Source organism: Paenibacillus eucommiae, from assembly GCF_017874215.1.
GTDB lineage: Bacteria > Bacillota > Bacilli > Paenibacillales > NBRC-103111 > Paenibacillus_AI > Paenibacillus_AI eucommiae.
On record NZ_JAGGLB010000028.1, the window covers coordinates 100,597 to 118,993 of the forward strand.

The following is an 18,397-nucleotide window of genomic DNA, read 5'->3' on the forward strand; positions in this document are numbered from 1 at the left end:
GTTATGACTAAAAGGAGGCTCTTTAATGGCCGATCAGCTAGAACAATTTGCGAATCAAGCTACCCGTGAATCGGATTACAATGCTGATGACATTCAGGTGCTGGAGGGGCTTGTTGCGGTTCGTAAAAGACCAGGGATGTACATCGGCAGCACGAGCACTTCAGGACTTCATCATCTAATCTGGGAAATTGTGGATAATGCAGTGGATGAGCATCTCGCTAAATACTGCTCGAAAATCCAAGTGACAATTCATAAAGATCAGTCTGTAACGGTACAGGATAATGGGCGGGGTATTCCTACGGGGATGCATAAGACAGGCATTCCAACACCACAGGTTGTTTTCACCATCCTTCATGCCGGCGGCAAGTTTGGAGGTTCAGGGTATAAGAAATCCGGTGGTCTGCATGGTGTGGGCGCGTCGGTAACGAACGCGCTGTCTGAATGGCTGGAAGCAGAGATATACCGGGACGGCAAAATTCACAAGCAGCGGTTCGAATATTGGATCGATAAGGACGGCAAGGAGCATGTTGGCGAGCCAGTTGGCGGCTTGGAGGTCATCGGGAACACAAACCGGACCGGTACAAAGGTTACATTTAAACCTGATAAAAGAGTGTTTCAGGGGGGGACAACCATCCATTATGAAACGCTGGCAGAACGTCTGCAGGAAATTGCTTTCCTGAATTCCGGTTTGCAGGTTTCGATCAAGGATGAGCGTACAGACAAGCAGGATACCTTCCAATATGAAGGAGGGGCCAGTCAATTCGTTGCTTTTCTGAATGAAGACAAGACCGTGCTTCACAATGTGATTCATTTTGCCTCTGAGAAGGATGATATTGAGGTTGAGGTGGCCCTGCAGTATAACGATGGATATACGGAGACGATTGCCTCTTTCGTTAATTCAATTCCAACACGCGGAGGCGGAACACACGAGACAGGATTCAAGACAGCTTACACACGTGTAATGAATGAATATGCCCGCAAGGCTGGTCTTGTCAAAGAGAAGGAAAAGAACCTGGACGGTACTGACCTGCGGGAAGGTATGATGTCCGTTATTAATATTAAGATGGGCGAAGTTGAATTTGTTGGACAGACTAAGGATCAGCTAGGCAGTGCAGTAGCACGGAGTGTAGTTGATGCGATTGTTTCGGAGCAAATGGCGGTCTTTCTTGAAGAGAATCCGCAGGTTGCCCAGATGATGCTGAAAAAAGCCGTTCAGGCTTCCAAAGCCCGGGAGGCAGCACGTAAAGCCCGCGAAGAAATCCGCAGCGGCAAAAAGGGAAGGAGCGAAAGCTCCAATCTGAATGGCAAGCTGACCCCGGCGCAATCCAAGGATTTTGCCCGCAATGAGCTGTTTATCGTTGAGGGAGATTCAGCGGGAGGATCGGCCAAGCAGGGCCGTGATTCGAAGCATCAGGCGATCCTGCCGTTAAAAGGGAAGCCGATGAACCCTGAGAAATCCAAATTGATCGACGTGATGAAAAATGATGAGTACAAAGCAATTATAGCCGCCATTGGGGCAGGTGTAGGCCCGGAGTTCGAGCTGGAAGAAAGCAATTATGGCAAAATTATTATTATGACCGATGCGGATACGGATGGCGCCCATATCCAGGTGCTGCTGTTGACCTTCCTGTACCGCTACATGAAGCCTTTGATCGATGCGGGCAAAGTATATATTGCACAGCCACCGCTCTACAAGGTGACCAAAAAAGCAGGTAAAAACTCAACGATCCGATACGCTTGGACAGACGACGAGCTAATGGCGTTGAACAAGGAGCTTGGAAAGTCAACGGAGCTGCAGCGTTACAAGGGACTTGGAGAGATGAATCCGGATCAGCTGTGGGAGACGACAATGAATCCGGAAACACGCACGCTCTTGCACGTGCAAATTGAAGATGCGGCAAAGGCGGAACGCAGGGTATCGACGCTCATGGGCGATAAGGTAGACCCACGGAAACGATGGATTATCGAGAATGTGGATTTCACGGAGTATGTGGAATAAAGATAAAAAAAGAGTGGTGACTTAGATTGAGCATGGAGGAGAAATATTTACCAGCGTTACTTGAAGAGGTTGTAGGGGATCGATTCGGTCGTTATTCCAAATATATTATTCAAGACAGGGCTATTCCGGACGTCCGGGATGGCTTGAAGCCTGTCCAACGGAGAATTCTGTACGCGATGTATGATGCCGGAAATACGCCTGACAAGATTTATCGGAAGTCGGCGAAGACGGTTGGGGATGTCATGGGGAACTATCACCCACACGGAGATTCTTCCATCTACGAAGGGATGGTCCGTATGGCACAGCCATGGAAGATGGGGCACGTGCTAATCGACGGACACGGCAACTGGGGATCGCAAGATGATGATCCTGCTGCTGCTATGCGGTATACAGAGGCGCGTCTATCTGAGATTGCTATGGAGCTGCTGCGTGATCTTGAGAAGAGGACCGTTTTGTTCAAGGATAACTTCGACAATACTACGAAGGAGCCCGTTGTGTTGCCTTCAAGGTATCCGAATTTGCTCGTGAACGGTGTAAGCGGAATTTCATCAGGCTTTGCGACTGAAATTCCACCCCATAATTTGCGTGAAATCATAGATGCCTGCATCGCTTTTATTGATAAACCGGATATTACGCTCGAGGAAATAATGGGCATCGTCAAAGGGCCGGATTTCCCTACAGGCGGCATTATTATGGGTGAGGATGGCATCCGCGATGCTTATCTAAGTGGTAAAGGGCGTATTTACATACGCGCGAAAACGGCTATAGAGGATATGCGCGGCGGTAAACAGCAAATCGTTATTACGGAAATTCCTTATCAGGTCGTGAAGTCCAGGCTAGTTACTGCCATGGAAAATATTCGTCTGGAGAAAAAGGTGGAGGGAATCGCCGAGGTTCGCGACGAAAGCGGACGCAACGGACTGCGGATTGTCATTGAGCTTAAGAAGGAAGCGGACGCTCAGGGAATCCTGGCGTATTTGTTGAAAAAGACAGACCTTCAAGTGACTTATAATTCCAATATGGTTGCTATTGTCAACAAAACACCCCGGCAGCTCGGTATTAAAGAGATGCTCGAAGCGTACATCCAGCATCAGAAGGAAGTTGTGACGAACCGCTCGCAATTCGATCTGGAGAAAGCGGAGGATCGGGCCCATGTGCTCGAAGGCCTGGTTAAGGCGCTTAACATTCTGGACGAAGTTATCGCGGCCATCAAAGCATCGAAAAACCGCCAGGACGCGCAAAATAATCTGGTTGCGATGTTTGGCTTCACAGAACGCCAGGCGGATGCAATTCTTGTGCTGCAGCTCTATCGACTGACTAATTTGGAGATAACCTCTCTTGAAAAGGAATTGCGCGATGTACAGAAAACCATTGCTTATTTGCGCGGCATTCTCGGCAGCCTTAAGAAGCTGATGTCTGTCATCAAGGATGAAATGGGCGAAATCCGCAAAAAGTTCGGCATTGACCGCCGATCCGAGATTCAAGGCGAGGTAGAGGAGCTGAAGGTGAATCTGGAGGTCATGGTGAATCCGGAGGACGTTTTCGTTACGCTATCGAACGAAGGATACCTGAAACGCACGAGTAAGCTTTCCTTTACCCGCTCTGGCGGGGAACTCGAGAGCAGTGGTGTCAAGGGTGGCGATTATATCCGTTTTTTACTCGATGTTAATACAATCGAAAGCCTGCTGATTTTCACCAAGAGAGGCCAGTATTATTTACTGCCGGTTCATCAGGTCCCAGAATACAAATGGAAAGAGAACGGAACTGCGATCGTAAACGTAATCCCGATACCCAAAGAGGATCGTATTGCTGCAGTCATTCCGATTAAAGGTTTCGATGATCCTGATAAATCGCTAGTTTTTGTTACCAGCAAGGGACAGGTTAAGCGTACAGAGCTCAAAGAGTATATGACCAACCGTTCCGGTGGCATCGTAGCTTGTAAGGTAGCTGAGCAGGACGAGGTCATTCATGTCCAGCTCAGCGACAACACAAAGGATATTTTGTTAGTTTCCAGGCTGGGAATGAGCATCCGCTTCCGTGAGCAGGAAGTCAATACGATGGGCCGAGCGGCAGCCGGCGTTCGGGGAATTGCACTTAAGGCAGACGATGAATTGGTGTCTGCGGAATGGATTTATGGGGATGAGGGCGAGGTGCTGGTCATCTCCGATCTTGGATTCGCGAAACGATCGCTGGTCGTCGATTATCTGCTTCAAGGACGCGGCGGCAAGGGCATACCAACCTTTGAATTCAAAGAAGGGAAGCGTGTCAAACCAAACGGTTCGGCGTTAATCCGCACCTTTATTGTCAAGATGGATTATGTGATTACGGCTATTATGTCCAGTGGGGAGCGGGTTCGCTTTTCGACGGAAAGGGCTCCGCTCGAGGACCGCAAATCACAGGGCAAGCAGCTTATACCTGTAACAAAAACAGACTTCATACTGGAGGTTCTCAGAGCCCCTCAATCATAACTGATAGACGGTGGATCCAGCTTATCTGCAAGCTGAAGAACCAACTCTACTACGGCCCACAATGGCATTGGATCATCCATTCGATCCAGGCATTGCGGGTCTTTTATTATGCCTAATTCCAAAGCCCTTTTCCCAAGCTCAAGTTTCCAAGCCTCCACAACACATCATCCCTTCTTGGCCGTTTGCTATGAGTATTATATGTGGGCACCTGGCAAAAGGTTAATCCTGCGCCTATCGACATTTTCCTTATCCGTAAACTCTAATATCGACATTTTCCTTGATGCGCTGCGGTTTTTGTCTGAAAATATTAATGCCGTTAATCTTTATTCCACTGCTTAATAGTGCTATACTTCTTGTACACAGGTTCCTGAGGACGGATGTTTCCGGAGCTGTTCTTGGAGCTTTCCTGTAAGTTAGGGTTTGGGAGGGTACTAAGATGTATACGGATGATTTCGGTAAAATATGGACGAAGTTAACAAAGGAATTGAGAATGCAAATGGAGACCGGGCTCGCACCAACCCTGACGGAGGGACAGCTTCATGTGCTTGAGCTGCTGATTGCCGGGGAACGAATGAAGCCTTCGGATCTGATTGAATTTCTGACAACGACTCCGGCAGCTATTACAACTTTGCTCGACCGGATGGAAAAAAATGAGTTGATTGCCCGCGAACGCGATGAGAAGGACCGCCGTGTTGTCTGGGTCAACGTTACAAACAAAGGAAAAGCGGAATGCAAGCGAGGCATGGACATTCGGGACAAGCTGCTGAATGCCTACCTGAGCCGCGTTTCCGCTCATAATCAAAAACTGCTGATTTACTTACTCGGGAAAGTTGCGAATTAATTCCGGCCAGAGCTGCCAGGGATGCTGCTCCGGAGGGAGTGAACGAAAGCGGAGCTCCTCCTTCAAGGTTGGGTGCTCGAACGCAAGCCCGGTTGACCATAGGGCCAACTGCTGACCAGGCCGATTCACGCTGCTTCCATAACGCTGGTCGCCATAAAGCGGAGACCCGGCAGCCGCCAGCTGGACACGGATTTGATGGGAACGTCCGGTGTGAAGCTTAATACGGACCAGGCTGAGGCCGTCCTTGCTCCCCAATAGCTGGTAATCGAGTATGGCTTGCTTAGCCCCGGCACTTCCTTCACTGACGACATGAACCGTATTGGTTTTCGTATCCTTCAGCAGCCAATCAATGAGGGTTCCCTGAGGATGCTTCAGCTTCCCATGGATAACCGCGGTGTAGATCTTGTCCAAAGATCGGCTGCGCACGGTTTCCGATAACCTGGAAGCGGCTTTAGACGTTTTGGCGAACACCATAACGCCTCCCACAGGCCTGTCCAGACGATGGACGAGCCCGAGGTATACATTGCCAGGTTTGCCGTGCCGAAGCTTTAAATCGGCTTTCAAGACGCTCAGCAGGTCAGGATCTCTGGACTCATCCTCCTGAGTCGGCATATTGACAGGCTTGACGACGACAAGGATATGATTATCCTCATAGAGTACCTGAATACTTGCCATACGTTATTGCTCCCAACGGCCTAAGATGCCACAAGGAAGCTTTAAGCCGGAATGTGTAATCGGCAGTCCGATTTCGCCACTAGTAATAGTACCAGCGAATTCACGCTTCATGGCCAAGGTTAGAATATTTGACAATACGGTTGAGGAAATACCTGTCGTATAGGAATTGATGAGCAAGAACAATGGATTGTCAGATAAAATGGACATGCAGGACTGAATGAAGGGGAAGAGATCATCTTCAAGCTTCCAGGTTTCACCCGCGGGTCCCCGTCCATAAGAGGGCGGATCCATAATTATGGCATCATATTTGCTGCCGCGGCGCTGCTCCCGCTGCACGAATTTAAATACATCATCGGTAATGAAGCGCACCGGACGGGAGCCTAGACCGGAGAGATGAAGATTCTCCTTGGCCCATTGCACGACACCCTTGGAGGCATCCACATGGCATACCTCGGCACCGGCATAAGCGCAGGCAACGCTAGCTCCGCCTGTATAGGCGAACAGATTGAGCACTTTGATGGGGCGCCCGCTACTAGAGATTTTATCCATCATCCATTTCCAATTAACGGCCTGCTCCGGGAATAAACCGGTATGTTTAAAGCTCGTTGGCTTGATGTGGAAGGTCAGCTTGTTATCATAAGTGATCTGCCAGCGGTCCGGAAGTTCTTTCCGGTATTTCCATTGACCGCCGCCGCTTGAACTTCTATGATAATGAGCGTCAGCTGTGAGCCACTGCCTGCTTTCCTCCAGAGGCCATATGACCTGCGGGTCCGGTCTTCGGAGTACATAGCTGCCCCAACGCTCGAGCTTTTCTCCGCCACCCGTATCGAGCAGCTCGTAATCTGTCCAATCTTCTGCATAGAACATGCTGTAAACCATCCTTTTTGCTGTAATCTTTTCAGCTTCATTTGATTTCTTGGGACCCGGCGGGTAACCGGGTCATGTAGAGTCACGTAGTGCAAGAATAAGCCAGCACAGTGGTGCTGCTCTTCTATTCTTTCCAGAGGGCTGTCAGGACAACCCTGTAAACAGGATGTTTCATCTTATACGGGCCAAGGTTATACATGTAAGTATGGTTTAAAACCTGGTTATAAAATTCTGATTTTAAAAGTCTGATTTTTCAAGAAGTTTAGGCAATTCAGTTTGAACAAAATTGGAAAGCAGCTCATCCAGCAGCTCTGTTTTTAGATCTTCCTTTACTTGCTCCAAGGTTTGGATATCGCGGGATTCAACTTTAATAATATGATAGCCGAAATCGGTAAGGACGGGATCGCTGATCGTGCCGATAGGGAGTTTTGAAGAAGCCACTTTGAATTCCTCAACAAAGCTCGTTAACGGGGCGTCTTCAATTAATCCACCGAGGTCCGAAGATCCGGGATCATCAGAGTATTCCTTGGCTAATGCTGCGAAATCACCTTTGTTTTTGAGCTTGGTCTGGACTTCTTGAGCCCGCTTTAGCGCTTCAGCTTCCGTACGTAGAGGCTCGTAGTTATCATCCTCCAAACCGATTAGAATGTGGCGCAAAGTGACAGAGGTGTAGGTGTCTTTATCTATCGCGAGATTGTCTTGATATTTGGCTTTAAGCTGGCTTTCTGTGATAGTTGAGGTAAGGAAGTCTAAACCTGATTGATAACGAGTCAAGAAAAGCTCCAGGTCAGCTTCTGTTACATTAGCAGCTTTGATATCTTTGGCAAACTGATCAGAGTAAGATTTCCAGTCCTTGATATGTTCCAAAGCTAATTTTTTGGCATTTGACTTGATTGTTGCAGAAGCACGGCTGTATAGAATCTCATCTCTCAGCAAATTATTGAGTGCCTCTCGATTATATTCAGGTGTATCCTCGTAGGAGCCTGCAAATAGTAGCTTCTCAATGTTCAAATAAGTATCGAATTGCTTCTGGGTTACTTTGCCGCCTCTATAGGTTGCTACGATATGGTTCGGATTTTTTCCCATCCAAATCGTATTGTTGGCTTCATCCCATTCTACGGGCTTGCCCAGAGATTCGCTGATGAAACGGAGAGGTACATAGGTGTTCCCTTCATAAATAAAGCCTTTGCCTTCTTTGGGTGCTTTTTCAACACCGTCAAACATATACTTCAAGTTCCGGAAGTTCACCTCAATTTTTGTGCCTGCTGCCATAACCACACTACCGCTTAGGAGGGTTCCAATGGTTAGTCCTACAATTAAACCTTTCATCTTGTCTTTCATGTTATGTAATTGCCACCTTTCGAATCGAGATATAGATAGGTTTCACCGGAAAGGTTGAAAATCCTTTTTTTTCTTCCTGAAAGATTAAAGGAATTTCCCTGACAGATGTAGTATTTAATCATTTACAGTATTTTGATAGCATTTATTTGCTTTTGCAAGCAACCGACTCTAGAGAGGGGGGAAGACATGAAGAGCACAGTGCCCAGCTCGGAAGATTTGTTTTTATTTCATGAAGGCTCCCTGTATCAAAGCTATAAGCTATTAGGCGCGCATGTAAATAAGGAGGAAGGTTCAGAGGGGGTTCGCTTTAGCCTCTGGGCGCCTCATGCCCAAGAAGTTCGGGTGATTGGCGATTTTAACGAATGGACGGGCCATAAGCATATCATGAAGCCGCTGAGCACGCTAGGTGTATGGACTTTATTTATACCGGAAGCGCGGGAATACGATTATTACAAATATGAAATTCATACACGTGACGACAGAATATTGCTCAAAGCAGATCCGTATGCCTTTTATTCAGAGCTGCGGCCTGGAACGGCTTCAAGAGTTTATGATTTGGAAGGCTATGAATGGCAGGATCAAGCTTGGCAGAAGCTTCAGGCAGAGACAACCAGCTATAACCAGCCTCTGTCCATTTATGAAGTTCATTTGGGCACTTGGAAAAAAGAAGAGAGGTATAGTGACGTCCTTTATTCGTACAGGCAGCTGGCAGATGAGCTAGTGGATTATGTTGCAGATATGGGGTACACGCATATCGAGCTGATGCCGTTAGCGGAGCATCCTTTTGACCGGTCATGGGGCTACCAGGCAACCGGATATTACTCCGTAACAAGCCGTCATGGCACGCCTAAGGATTTCATGTACTTCGTGGACCGCTGTCATCAGCGCGGCATCGGCGTTATTATGGACTGGGTGCCTGGCCACTTCTGCAAGGATGATCATGGCTTAAGGCAATTCGACGGCACGCCGATGTATGAATATCAGGATCTGCGCAAAGCGGATAAACCTGAATGGGGGACGCTGACCTTTGATTTCGGCAGACCGGAGGTGATCAGCTTTTTAATTTCCAATGCGGTATTTTGGATGGATGTCTTTCATATCGATGGAATAAGAGTTGATGCGGTAGCCAGCATGATTTACATGAATCTAGGCAAGCCACCCGAGCTTGCAGTCAAGAATGAATTCGGCGGCGAGGATAATCCCGAAGCTATCGCTTTGCTTAAGAAGCTCAATCAGGTGATTTTCTCACTATACCCCAACGCGCTGATGATGGCTGAGGATTCCACGGATTGGCCCATGGTAACGGCACCTGTTCATGCTGGTGGATTGGGATTCAATTATAAATGGAATATGGGCTGGATGAACGATATGCTGCGCTATATGAAGCTGGACCCGCTTGAACGCAGCTGGCATCACAAGCTGATAACTTTTTCTTTCATGTATACCTTCAGTGAAAATTATATTCTTCCTCTATCCCATGATGAAGTGGTTCACGGTAAACGTTCGCTGCTGCACAAAATGCCAGGCGATTATTGGCAGAAGTTCGCCAACCTGCGTGCCTTTTATGGGTATATGATGGCTCATCCGGGCAAGAAGCTGCTGTTCATGGGAGGGGAATATGGTCAATTCGATGAGTGGAAGGATCTGGAGGAGCTGGACTGGTTCCTGCTGGATTATGAGATGCACAGCAGCATGCACCATTATGTAAAAGAATTGAACGCTTTCTATCGCAATGAGCCGGCCTTGTGGCAATATGATCATCAGCCTGAAGGCTTTGAGTGGATCAATCCACATGATGAGAGTCAAAGTGTGGTTGCATTTATTCGCAAGGGCAAGCAGCGTGAGGATGATTTGATACTCGTCTGCAACTTTACTCCTGTCATGCATCCGGATTATCGCATTGGTGTGCCTGGAGCTGGCGTGTATCAAGAAGTATTCAACAGTGATTCAGCGGGCTACGGCGGTTCAGGTGTTTGCAATGCCGATAAGCTGATCACGGAAAAAAGAGAATGGCATCAGCTGCCAAATAGTCTGTCCATTGTGGTTCCACCGCTTGCAGCCGTTTTTTTCAAGCGAATTGAAGGTATGCCATTTGACGATGATGAAGGGGGAACACCGGAATGCGCGACAAAGAATGTGTTGCCATGCTCCTTGCAGGTGGAGAAGGAAGAAGATTAGGGGTGTTGACCAACAAGTTGGCCAAACCTGCCGTTCATTTTGGAGGCAAATACCGGATTATCGATTTTACGCTTAGCAATTGCACCAATTCAGGGATTGATACCGTAGGTGTACTGACCCAGTACCAGCCGCTCGTGCTCAATTCGTATATTGGAATCGGCAGCTCCTGGGATCTCGACCGCAAATACGGAGGTGTCACCGTCCTTCCTCCCTTCATGGAACAAAAAGGCGGGGACTGGTACAAAGGAACAGCGGATGCGATTTACCGGAACATTGCATTTATCGAGCAGTATGATCCTGAGTATGTATTGGTCATTTCAGGCGACCATATTTACAAAATGGATTATGACCTCATGTTAAATTTTCATAAAGCTAACGATGCTGATGCCACAATAGCTGTTATTGAGGTAAAATGGGAGGAAGCCAGCCGCTTTGGCATCATGAGTGTGGATAAGAATAACAGCATTACTGAATTTGCTGAAAAACCTAAAGTGCCTGAAAGCAATCTGGCTTCTATGGGTGTATACATATTTAGCTGGAAGGTCCTCAAAGAGTACCTTATCAAAGACGAGGATGATCCGGAATCAAGCAAGGATTTTGGCAAGGATCTTATACCTGCGATGCTCAGGGATCAGGCGAGAATGTTCGCTTATCCGTTCGAAGGCTATTGGAAGGATGTCGGGACGATTCAAAGCTTGTGGGAAGCCAATATGGATTTATTGGATGAGAACAATGAGCTGAATTTGAACGATAAAAATTGGCGGGTATATTCGGTAAATCCTTATCAGCCTGCACAATATGTCGCCCCCACAGCATCGATCAAGAGATCGCTCGTTAACGAAGGCTGTGCTGTATTCGGAACAGTCGATCATTCTGTGTTGTTCTATGGCGTTCAAATCGGGGAGGGCAGTCTGATTAAAGATTCTGTTATTATGCCAAATGCGCAGATCGGAGCCAATGTGATCATTAACAAAGCAATTATTGGAGAGAACACGGTCGTTGAGGATGGGGCTGTAATTGGCGAAGAGGATGGCGAGATCGTACTGATTGGTGGCAATGAGCGAATAAGGGCAACTTCAAATCAGGAAGGGTGAGTGCGCATGAAAAAGGTTATGGGTGTTATTAATTTAGTGAATGAGCCGGATGATTTGGAGGAGTTGACTTATTTCCGCTGCCCCGCATCTGTGCCTTTTGGCGGACGCTACCGCTTGATCGATTTCACTTTGTCGAGCATGGTGAATTCAGGGATAGACAACGTGGCGGTGTTTACACAGCATAAATACCGTTCCTTGATGGATCACCTCGGGTCGGGCAAGGAATGGGATCTGGACCGCAAGAGAGACGGCTTGTTCGTATTGCCTTCGGTGTTAGATGAGCCTACAGGGATTTCAAGAGGAGATTTATTTCAGTTTTATAGTCACCGGGATTATTTCTACCGTGGCAAGGAAGAGCTCGTTATTATTTCCCGCAGCCATATGGTGTGCAACATTAATTATAATGAGGTCGTGAGCTATCATCAGGATATGCAAGCAGATATTACGGTCATTTATAAAGAAGTCGACGAAGAGATACCAGCGAAATTCCGCAGACTTGCCGTCAAGGACGATGGCCGGGTAACATTGATCGAGGATCATACAGGAAGACTTCGCACGAATAAGATTTCTATGGAAATGTATGTCATGAGCAAGGCGCTCCTGCTTGATATGGTCGAGTCTTGCCTTGCCCAAGGCTATGATCACCTCGTTAGAGACGGCATTATGAAAAATATCGATAAGCTTAGCGTTTACGGCTATAAATACGAAGGCCATTTGGGTATTGTTAATTCGATTCAAAGCTATTACAGGCAGAGCATGCAGCTGCTTGATCCGAAGGTGTGGCGGGAGCTGTTCTTCCAGAAAAATTTGATTTATACCAAGGTTAAGGATGAACCACCAGCCAAGTATCTGGACAGCGCGAACGTCAAAAATTCCTTGATTGCTAACGGCTGCATCATTGAAGGCAGGGCTGAGAACTGCATCTTGTTCCGAGGTGTGAAAATTCGCAAAGGCGCGTATGTGAAGAACAGTATTATTTTGCAAAACTGTGAGATTGAAGAAAATGTCATTATTGAAAATGCCATATTGGACAAGGATGTCTTTATCAGCAGAGGACGCGTCCTTACCGGGGATTACAGAGCGCCTTTTATTGCTGCCAAAACGAAAGTCATCTAAGCACTAGACATAGATTGCTCCATTCCAAGGTTAGCTAAAGAAAAAAGTTTTGCTCAAGCAAAACGCTAAGGAGAGGAACTATGAAAATACTGTTTGTTGCTTCCGAAGCGGTGCCTTTTGTCAAATCTGGCGGTTTAGCCGACGTGATCGGTTCTTTACCGAAAGAGCTTAAGCACCAGGGTGTGGATGTTAGGGTCATATTACCTAAATATGAGGATATTCCTCATACATACAAAGAAAATATGAAGACAGCAGCTTCATTCGATGTGCACCTGGGCTGGAGAAAGCATTATATGGGTATACAAATGCTGCAGCATGAGGGAGTTACCTTCTATTTTGCAGATAATGAGTTTTATTTTAAGCGCAAGGGATTGTATGGTTATGGAGATGAAGCGGAGCGTTTTGCCTTCTTTTGCCGTGGAGTCATTGAAGCACTGCCTTACTTGGATTTTCAACCGGACATCATTCATTGTCATGACTGGCAAAGTGCAATGATTCCGGTGTTGTTGAAGGCACATTACAGCCACTTATCTTTTTTTGCCTCGATCAAAACGGTGCTCACCATTCATAACTTGAAGTATCAAGGGGTGTTTGGGCGGCCTCTGCTGCAGGACTTGCTGGGTTTAAGCGATGACTACTTCTCAGGCACTGCCTTGGAGCTGCATGGAGGCGCCAGCTTTCTGAAAGGAGGCCTGCAGTTTGCCGATCGAATTACAACGGTCAGTCAGACCTACGCCGAGGAGATCAAGACACCTTATTATGGCGAAAACCTGGATAGCTTGCTTCGTTACAGGAGTGAAAGCTTAAGCGGGATAGTGAACGGAATTGATTATGAGTCCTACGATCCTATGAATGACCCACATTTAGTGGCGCCTTACCGGGATTCTCTCAGCAAAAAGCAGCTCAACAAGCTTGCTCTGCAAGAGAGGCTTGGGCTTCCAATCGATGGGGCGGTACCCATGTTCGTTCTAGTTACACGGTTAGTGGAGCAGAAAGGGCTCGATCTTATTGCCTATCTGCTTCCTGAACTGCTATCTCTGAATGCTCAATGGGTTGTACTAGGCACAGGGGAGTATGGATATGAACAGCTTCTGCGGGATACGGCTTACACCCATCCAGATAAGCTGTCTGCCCAGATTACCTTTGATGATGGCTTGGCCCGCCAAATCTATGCAGCTTCTGACTTTTTCCTGATGCCTTCCCAGTTCGAGCCTTGTGGCATCGGCCAGCTGATTGCCCTGCGCTATAGATCAATTCCCATCGTCAGGGAAACGGGGGGACTCAAGGACACAGTCCAGTCGTATAATGAGGATACGGGACAAGGTACAGGCTTCAGCTTCAGCAATTATAACGCTCACGACCTTCTTTATACGATTCGGAGAGCTCTTCATTTCTATAGTGATGATCCGGATGCCTGGAAGAAAATACATCAAAATGTGAAAAAAAGCGATTTTAGCTGGAAGAAATCTGCCCAACAATATATAGCGCTGTATAAAAATGAGCTGAACTAGCCCCGATTGCTGCGGTATTGGATGGGCTCGTGATTGCCCGTCGTCGGAATCCCGTAGTCTGAATGACGACTGCGGGTTATTCTCGTTTGAACATTGCAAACAAGATTCATGTTGCAGCATCAAAAAAAGCCTGGCAGTAGCTGATTCGCTGCCCGGGCTTTTTTTATGATCGGAAAGTAAGAGCGAGTGCTTCACTTAACGATGTTTTTCATCGTTAAAGCGAGTGTTTCTAGGCCAACAGTCATGTTAACGATGAAAAACATGCTTAAAATCATCAGGTCCTTCTCATCTGCGCCAACACTTTATCCCCCAGCGCCTGCTCCCGCTAGGAAATCTCCTCCCACCAAGAGAACTCTTGCTGGTTGTCCGTTTGAGCTTGGTATGTTCTGATGTCCTAGACTCTGTAGCTCAGGAAGGGAATGGGTGTGGGTGGAAGAGCGGTAGCGTCCGCATTTAAAGATTTGTTCCAACCCCCACATCCATTCCAATCAAGGGAACAAATCTTTAACAGCGGCTGGAGGCCACAGCCATTCCCTCCCTTAGCACTAACGTCACATACATGCACATCAAAGGACGCCCAAGACGTTATTCTCAAATTATGCGTGCCTCCAGGTTGTTTCTTCTCCACTCTTGGGGCAATCGGGAAAAACATCCCCATGTTTTAAAACTATAAACTCTCCGTCAGCATCTTCATACTTACCGGATTCAGTTACTTTCTGTCCTGATTTGTGAACGTGGTCAGCGTGTCTCCATGTAGTGTGCTCGTTGCTTATCGGGCAGTTGGCGAATAGCTCGCCTTCCCGGTAATCCTTGGACTCTCCTTGTTCACAGATGTAGGTGCCGGTTTCGGGTACGGTCTCCTTTGTACGATGTAAATTCATAGGCGTTTTCATCATTGGCTCATCCTTTCGATGTAACATGAAATATGAATCTAATCGATTTGTCTTATTGATACTTACCCAGTTTCTGCAGGTATTAATCAGGGTTGATATTCAAACTGTCAAGGCACAGGCAGTTCTTTGGGTACGATAGTTTATTAGGGGATCAATCAGGCAATACTTGATTGTATACAACGCTAGGAGTTTAACTTTACTGAAGTTGAGCAGCAATAAGAAAACGCGGTTTCTAATTTTAGATTTACCTCGATTGAGGTTTATCTCATCACCCTTTAAATGGTACGAGAGAGGGATGTCTATGAGTTTTTTCAAAAAATTGATTTCCCACCCAAATAAGGATAATCAATCACAGCAGGCCCAGCAGCAGGGACAACAATCGTCGCAGCAGCAAACTCAGCTTCAGACTAGTTGTTCGACCCAATTGCTGAACACAAGCATGTACGACAATCTTCAACAAATAAAAAAAGCGTTCGGTAACAGTACCGATTTAGTGATAAGGGAAATTCGCATTGGGGAAAATGGGCTTGAGCAAATTGCGATTATCTACATTGACGGAATGGCTGATGAAAAAACAATTACAGACTTTATTCTTGAATCCCTATTAATAGATACCAAATTGTCTGATGCCGATGAAAAAATTACTGAAAGCCCAAGCCCATTGCTTATTCAAACGCTGAAGGATTTTGTCCTTTCGGTGGGTACTGTCCAAGATGTTACCGATTTTGATAGCTTGTATAGCTCAGTCTCATCAGGCAATACGGTAATCTTACTGGATGGTCATGCCCAAGGGATCACTGCGAGCACGAAGGGCTGGAAAGATCGAGGTGTCACAGAATCGCTCACTGAATCTGTGGTCCGTGGTCCAAGGGAAGCGTTCTCGGAAACTCTGCGTACCAACACTTCGCTAATCCGGCGTAAAATCAAAAGTCCAAATTTATGGATGGAAACGAAACAAATTGGCCGGGTGACCCAAACTGATGTTGCCATTATGTACATTAAAGGGATCGCTAACGACAAAATAGTCGCTGAGCTTCATCAGCGGCTTGACCGGATTGACATTGATGGCATCCTGGAAAGCGGGTATATTGAGGAACTGATTCAGGATCAGACCTATACACCTTTTCCAACCGTGTACAATTCGGAGCGGCCGGATGTCATCGCGGCCGAACTGTTGGAGGGGAAGGTCGCCATCATCATCGACGGGACTCCATTTGTATTGGTAGTTCCTGCTCTGTTCGTTTCTTTTCTGCATGCTGCAGAGGATTATTATCATCGGGCTGATATTAGCAGTCTGGTTAGGTTCCTTCGTTACATAGGCATGTTCATTGCTTTTCTGGGGCCATCGGCATACCTGGCTGTGACGACGTTTCATCAGGAAATGCTGCATACCAATCTGCTAATCAGTCTGGCAGCGCAGCGGGAAGGGATCCCCTTTCCTGCCTTTATCGAGGCTCTTCTTATGGAGGTATCCTTTGAAATCTTAAGGGAAGCTGGTATTCGTATGCCGAAAACGATCGGACCGGCCGTGGCGGTAGTTGGAACACTGGTCATCGGGCAGGCAGCAGTTGAGGCTGGAATTGTTTCCCCGGCTATGGTTATTGTTGTAGCCATAACGGCCATCAGCAGCTTTTCATTTCCCTCCTACAGCATGGCCAACTCTTTCCGGATGCTGCGTTTTCCGTTAATGGGTCTTGCCGCCTCATTTGGATTATTTGGTATTATCATTGGAGTGATTGCGCTTATCCAGCACCTTAGCAGCATACGTTCCTTTGGTGTCCCATATTTAAGTCCGTTTGCGCCGTTAATTCCTTCCGATCAGAAGGATGCGCTTATCCGGGTGCCTTGGAGAGCAATGACTTCACGCCCCCGGCTGATTAATCAAAAAAATATAAATCGAGAACGAAAATGAACCGCCACTAAACGAAGGCTTGGCAAATAACACAGGAAAGGAAATTCGCTTTGAAAAAAAAGACGATCTTATTCCTCTGTTTTCTTGTTGCAGTTATGCTTCTAACCGGTTGTTGGAGCCGTCATGAATTGAATACGTTAGGGATCGTGGTCGGAATCGCTATCGATAAAGCCGACAAGCAATATGAGGTTTCTGTGCAGATTGTAAATCCAAGCGAAATATCTACACAAAAAACAAGGGGCAGTGGGCGTACACCGATCACGGTATTTAGCGCGAAAGGCGATACTGTAGCAGAGGCTGTAAGAAAACTGACGTCTGTGACCCCCAGAGAGACCTATTTTTCTCATGTTCGTATTTTTATCTTGTCTGAACCATTAGCCAGAGAAGGTGTTAGTAAGTTATTGGATTATATTTCGAGAGATCATGAATTTCGTACCGATTTCTATTTCACTATTGCAAAGGGTTCGTCGGCTAAGGAAGTGCTATCTTTCATGACTGCTGTGGATAAAATTTCGAGCAATAAAATGTTCAATTCCTTGGAAATAGCTGAGAAGGAATGGTCTCCGGTTACAACGATTCGTCTGGACGATCTGATTAAGAGCATTATGATTAAAGGGAACAATTCAGCTATAACGGGTATGCGGATATTAGGCAATAAAAAGGTGAGCGGAACGAATAAAAATCTCGAATCCGTAGTGCCTCCGGCGATTTTACAAGCTTCAGGGCTGGCGGTTTTCAATAAAGATAAAATGGTTGGATGGTTAGATGATACGGAAAGTAAGGGCTATACCAATCTGACAGATCGTTTGCAAAGGACAGTAGTAAATGTAGCCTGCCCGAAGGGCGGAAAGCTTTCCGTAGATGTTACTCGGGCACAAACCAAATTCAAAGGAAAAGTAGAAAATGGCAAACCGAGTATACAAGTTATAACGCGAGTGGAAGCTAATGTGTCGGATGCTGAGTGCCAGATCGAGTTGAAAAAGGCCGAGACACTAACTTATTTAGAAAAAGAAGTGGAGAAGGAGATGAAGGACCATAGCGAGGCTGCTCTTAAAAAAGCAAAGAAGCTGAAAACAGATATATTTGGTTTTGGTGAAGCGATTCACAGAGCGGCGCCAGATTATTGGAAAAAAGTAGAAAAGGAGTGGGGGCAACATTTTCAGGAGCTTTCTGCTGATATTCAGGTTGATGTACGTATCAAGAGATTGGGAACAATCGGCGAACCTCTTATTAATAAATTAAAGGAGTAATGGTATGCTGGCAGTTCTTGGAATCCTCGCAGTAACCGCAATGATTATTTGGTTTGAGGTACCTTCTCTTTGGAAAAGAGGGCTGAAAAGAGAATTAATTGTATTCTCCATTTTGCTCATCTTGGGAGCAGGAGTAAGTATAGCGAAATCATCACATATTCAAGTTCCCAATCCATTGGATATGATGAATGTTATGTTTAAGCCGCTGGGCGATTTCATATTTGGAATAATAACGTAGTGGGAAGGAAACAC

Annotated in this window: 15 protein-coding genes; 10 read left to right on the forward strand and 5 right to left on the reverse strand. The window is 46.6% G+C overall.

Translation table 11 applies throughout. The annotated features are described in order from the left end of the window. Positions 1–25: 25 nt before the first annotated feature. Positions 26–1,999: a DNA topoisomerase IV subunit B gene (parE, locus tag J2Z66_RS30990; protein ID WP_209976633.1), complete on the forward strand. Its 1,974-nt coding sequence runs from the start codon at positions 26–28 to the stop codon at positions 1,997–1,999. Between the two features lie 32 nt (positions 2,000–2,031). Beyond that, positions 2,032–4,467, forward strand: coding sequence for a DNA gyrase subunit A (gene gyrA, locus J2Z66_RS30995; RefSeq protein WP_376774519.1), 2,436 nt, complete (start codon positions 2,032–2,034; stop codon positions 4,465–4,467). Here gyrA and J2Z66_RS31000 read toward each other — a convergent pair. Beyond that, positions 4,458–4,625 carry a hypothetical protein gene (locus J2Z66_RS31000; RefSeq protein ID WP_209976635.1) on the reverse strand — a complete coding sequence of 56 codons (168 nt, stop codon included), beginning with the start codon at positions 4,623–4,625 and terminating at the stop codon, positions 4,458–4,460. The genes gyrA and J2Z66_RS31000 overlap by 10 nt on opposite strands. Positions 4,626–4,903: 278 nt before the next feature. On the opposite strand from J2Z66_RS31000, the gene J2Z66_RS31005 reads away from it, so the two are divergent. After that, positions 4,904–5,308 carry a MarR family winged helix-turn-helix transcriptional regulator gene (locus tag J2Z66_RS31005; RefSeq protein WP_209976636.1) on the forward strand — a complete coding sequence of 135 codons (405 nt, stop codon included), beginning with the start codon at positions 4,904–4,906 and terminating at the stop codon, positions 5,306–5,308. Here the strand turns inward: J2Z66_RS31005 and J2Z66_RS31010 are convergent. From J2Z66_RS31010 to J2Z66_RS31020, 3 genes are all read right to left on the reverse strand, one after another. Then, positions 5,285–5,983: an RluA family pseudouridine synthase gene (locus J2Z66_RS31010; protein ID WP_209976637.1), complete on the reverse strand. Its 699-nt coding sequence runs from the start codon at positions 5,981–5,983 to the stop codon at positions 5,285–5,287. The genes J2Z66_RS31005 and J2Z66_RS31010 overlap by 24 nt on opposite strands. A 3-nt stretch (positions 5,984–5,986) precedes the next feature. Continuing rightward, complete coding sequence (locus J2Z66_RS31015; protein WP_209976638.1) at positions 5,987–6,850, reverse strand: class I SAM-dependent methyltransferase; 864 nt, start codon at positions 6,848–6,850, stop codon at positions 5,987–5,989. A 237-nt stretch (positions 6,851–7,087) separates the two neighbouring features. After that, entirely contained in the window at positions 7,088–8,191 is a 1,104-nt protein-coding gene (locus tag J2Z66_RS31020) for a peptidylprolyl isomerase (RefSeq protein WP_209976639.1), read from the reverse strand. 186 nt (positions 8,192–8,377) lie between these two features. Between J2Z66_RS31020 and glgB the strand changes: the two genes are divergently transcribed. The 4 genes from glgB to glgA all read left to right on the forward strand — a co-directional run bounded on the left by glgB (position 8,378) and on the right by glgA (position 14,090). Next, complete coding sequence (gene glgB / locus J2Z66_RS31025; RefSeq protein ID WP_209976640.1) at positions 8,378–10,369, forward strand: 1,4-alpha-glucan branching protein GlgB; 1,992 nt, start codon at positions 8,378–8,380, stop codon at positions 10,367–10,369. After that, the gene (locus J2Z66_RS31030; protein WP_209976641.1) at positions 10,312–11,463 is read left to right on the forward strand and encodes a glucose-1-phosphate adenylyltransferase; all 1,152 of its coding nucleotides are present in this window, start codon (positions 10,312–10,314) and stop codon (positions 11,461–11,463) included. Before glgB ends, J2Z66_RS31030 begins: the two co-directional genes overlap by 58 nt. A gap of 6 nt (positions 11,464–11,469) precedes the next feature. Beyond that, positions 11,470–12,579 (forward strand): glucose-1-phosphate adenylyltransferase subunit GlgD, encoded by a 1,110-nt coding sequence (gene glgD / locus J2Z66_RS31035; RefSeq protein WP_209976642.1) that lies wholly within the window; start codon positions 11,470–11,472, stop codon positions 12,577–12,579. A gap of 80 nt (positions 12,580–12,659) precedes the next feature. Continuing rightward, entirely contained in the window at positions 12,660–14,090 is a 1,431-nt protein-coding gene (gene glgA, locus J2Z66_RS31040; RefSeq protein WP_209976643.1) for a glycogen synthase GlgA, read from the forward strand. A 596-nt stretch (positions 14,091–14,686) separates the two neighbouring features. On the opposite strand, the gene J2Z66_RS31045 is transcribed toward glgA, so the two are convergent. Beyond that, positions 14,687–14,986: a hypothetical protein gene (locus J2Z66_RS31045; protein WP_245375967.1), complete on the reverse strand. Its 300-nt coding sequence runs from the start codon at positions 14,984–14,986 to the stop codon at positions 14,687–14,689. 298 nt (positions 14,987–15,284) lie between these two features. Here J2Z66_RS31045 and J2Z66_RS31050 point away from each other — a divergent pair, with 298 nt between their 5' ends. From J2Z66_RS31050 to J2Z66_RS31060, 3 genes are read left to right on the forward strand one after another with little or no spacing between them, the layout of a single operon-like run. Then, the gene (locus tag J2Z66_RS31050; RefSeq protein WP_209976644.1) at positions 15,285–16,895 is read left to right on the forward strand and encodes a spore germination protein; all 1,611 of its coding nucleotides are present in this window, start codon (positions 15,285–15,287) and stop codon (positions 16,893–16,895) included. A 50-nt stretch (positions 16,896–16,945) separates the two neighbouring features. Beyond that, positions 16,946–18,145, forward strand: coding sequence for a Ger(x)C family spore germination protein (locus J2Z66_RS31055; RefSeq protein ID WP_209976645.1), 1,200 nt, complete (start codon positions 16,946–16,948; stop codon positions 18,143–18,145). A 4-nt stretch (positions 18,146–18,149) separates the two neighbouring features. Further along, positions 18,150–18,383 (forward strand): hypothetical protein, encoded by a 234-nt coding sequence (locus tag J2Z66_RS31060; protein ID WP_209976646.1) that lies wholly within the window; start codon positions 18,150–18,152, stop codon positions 18,381–18,383. Positions 18,384–18,397: the final 14 nt, after the last annotated feature.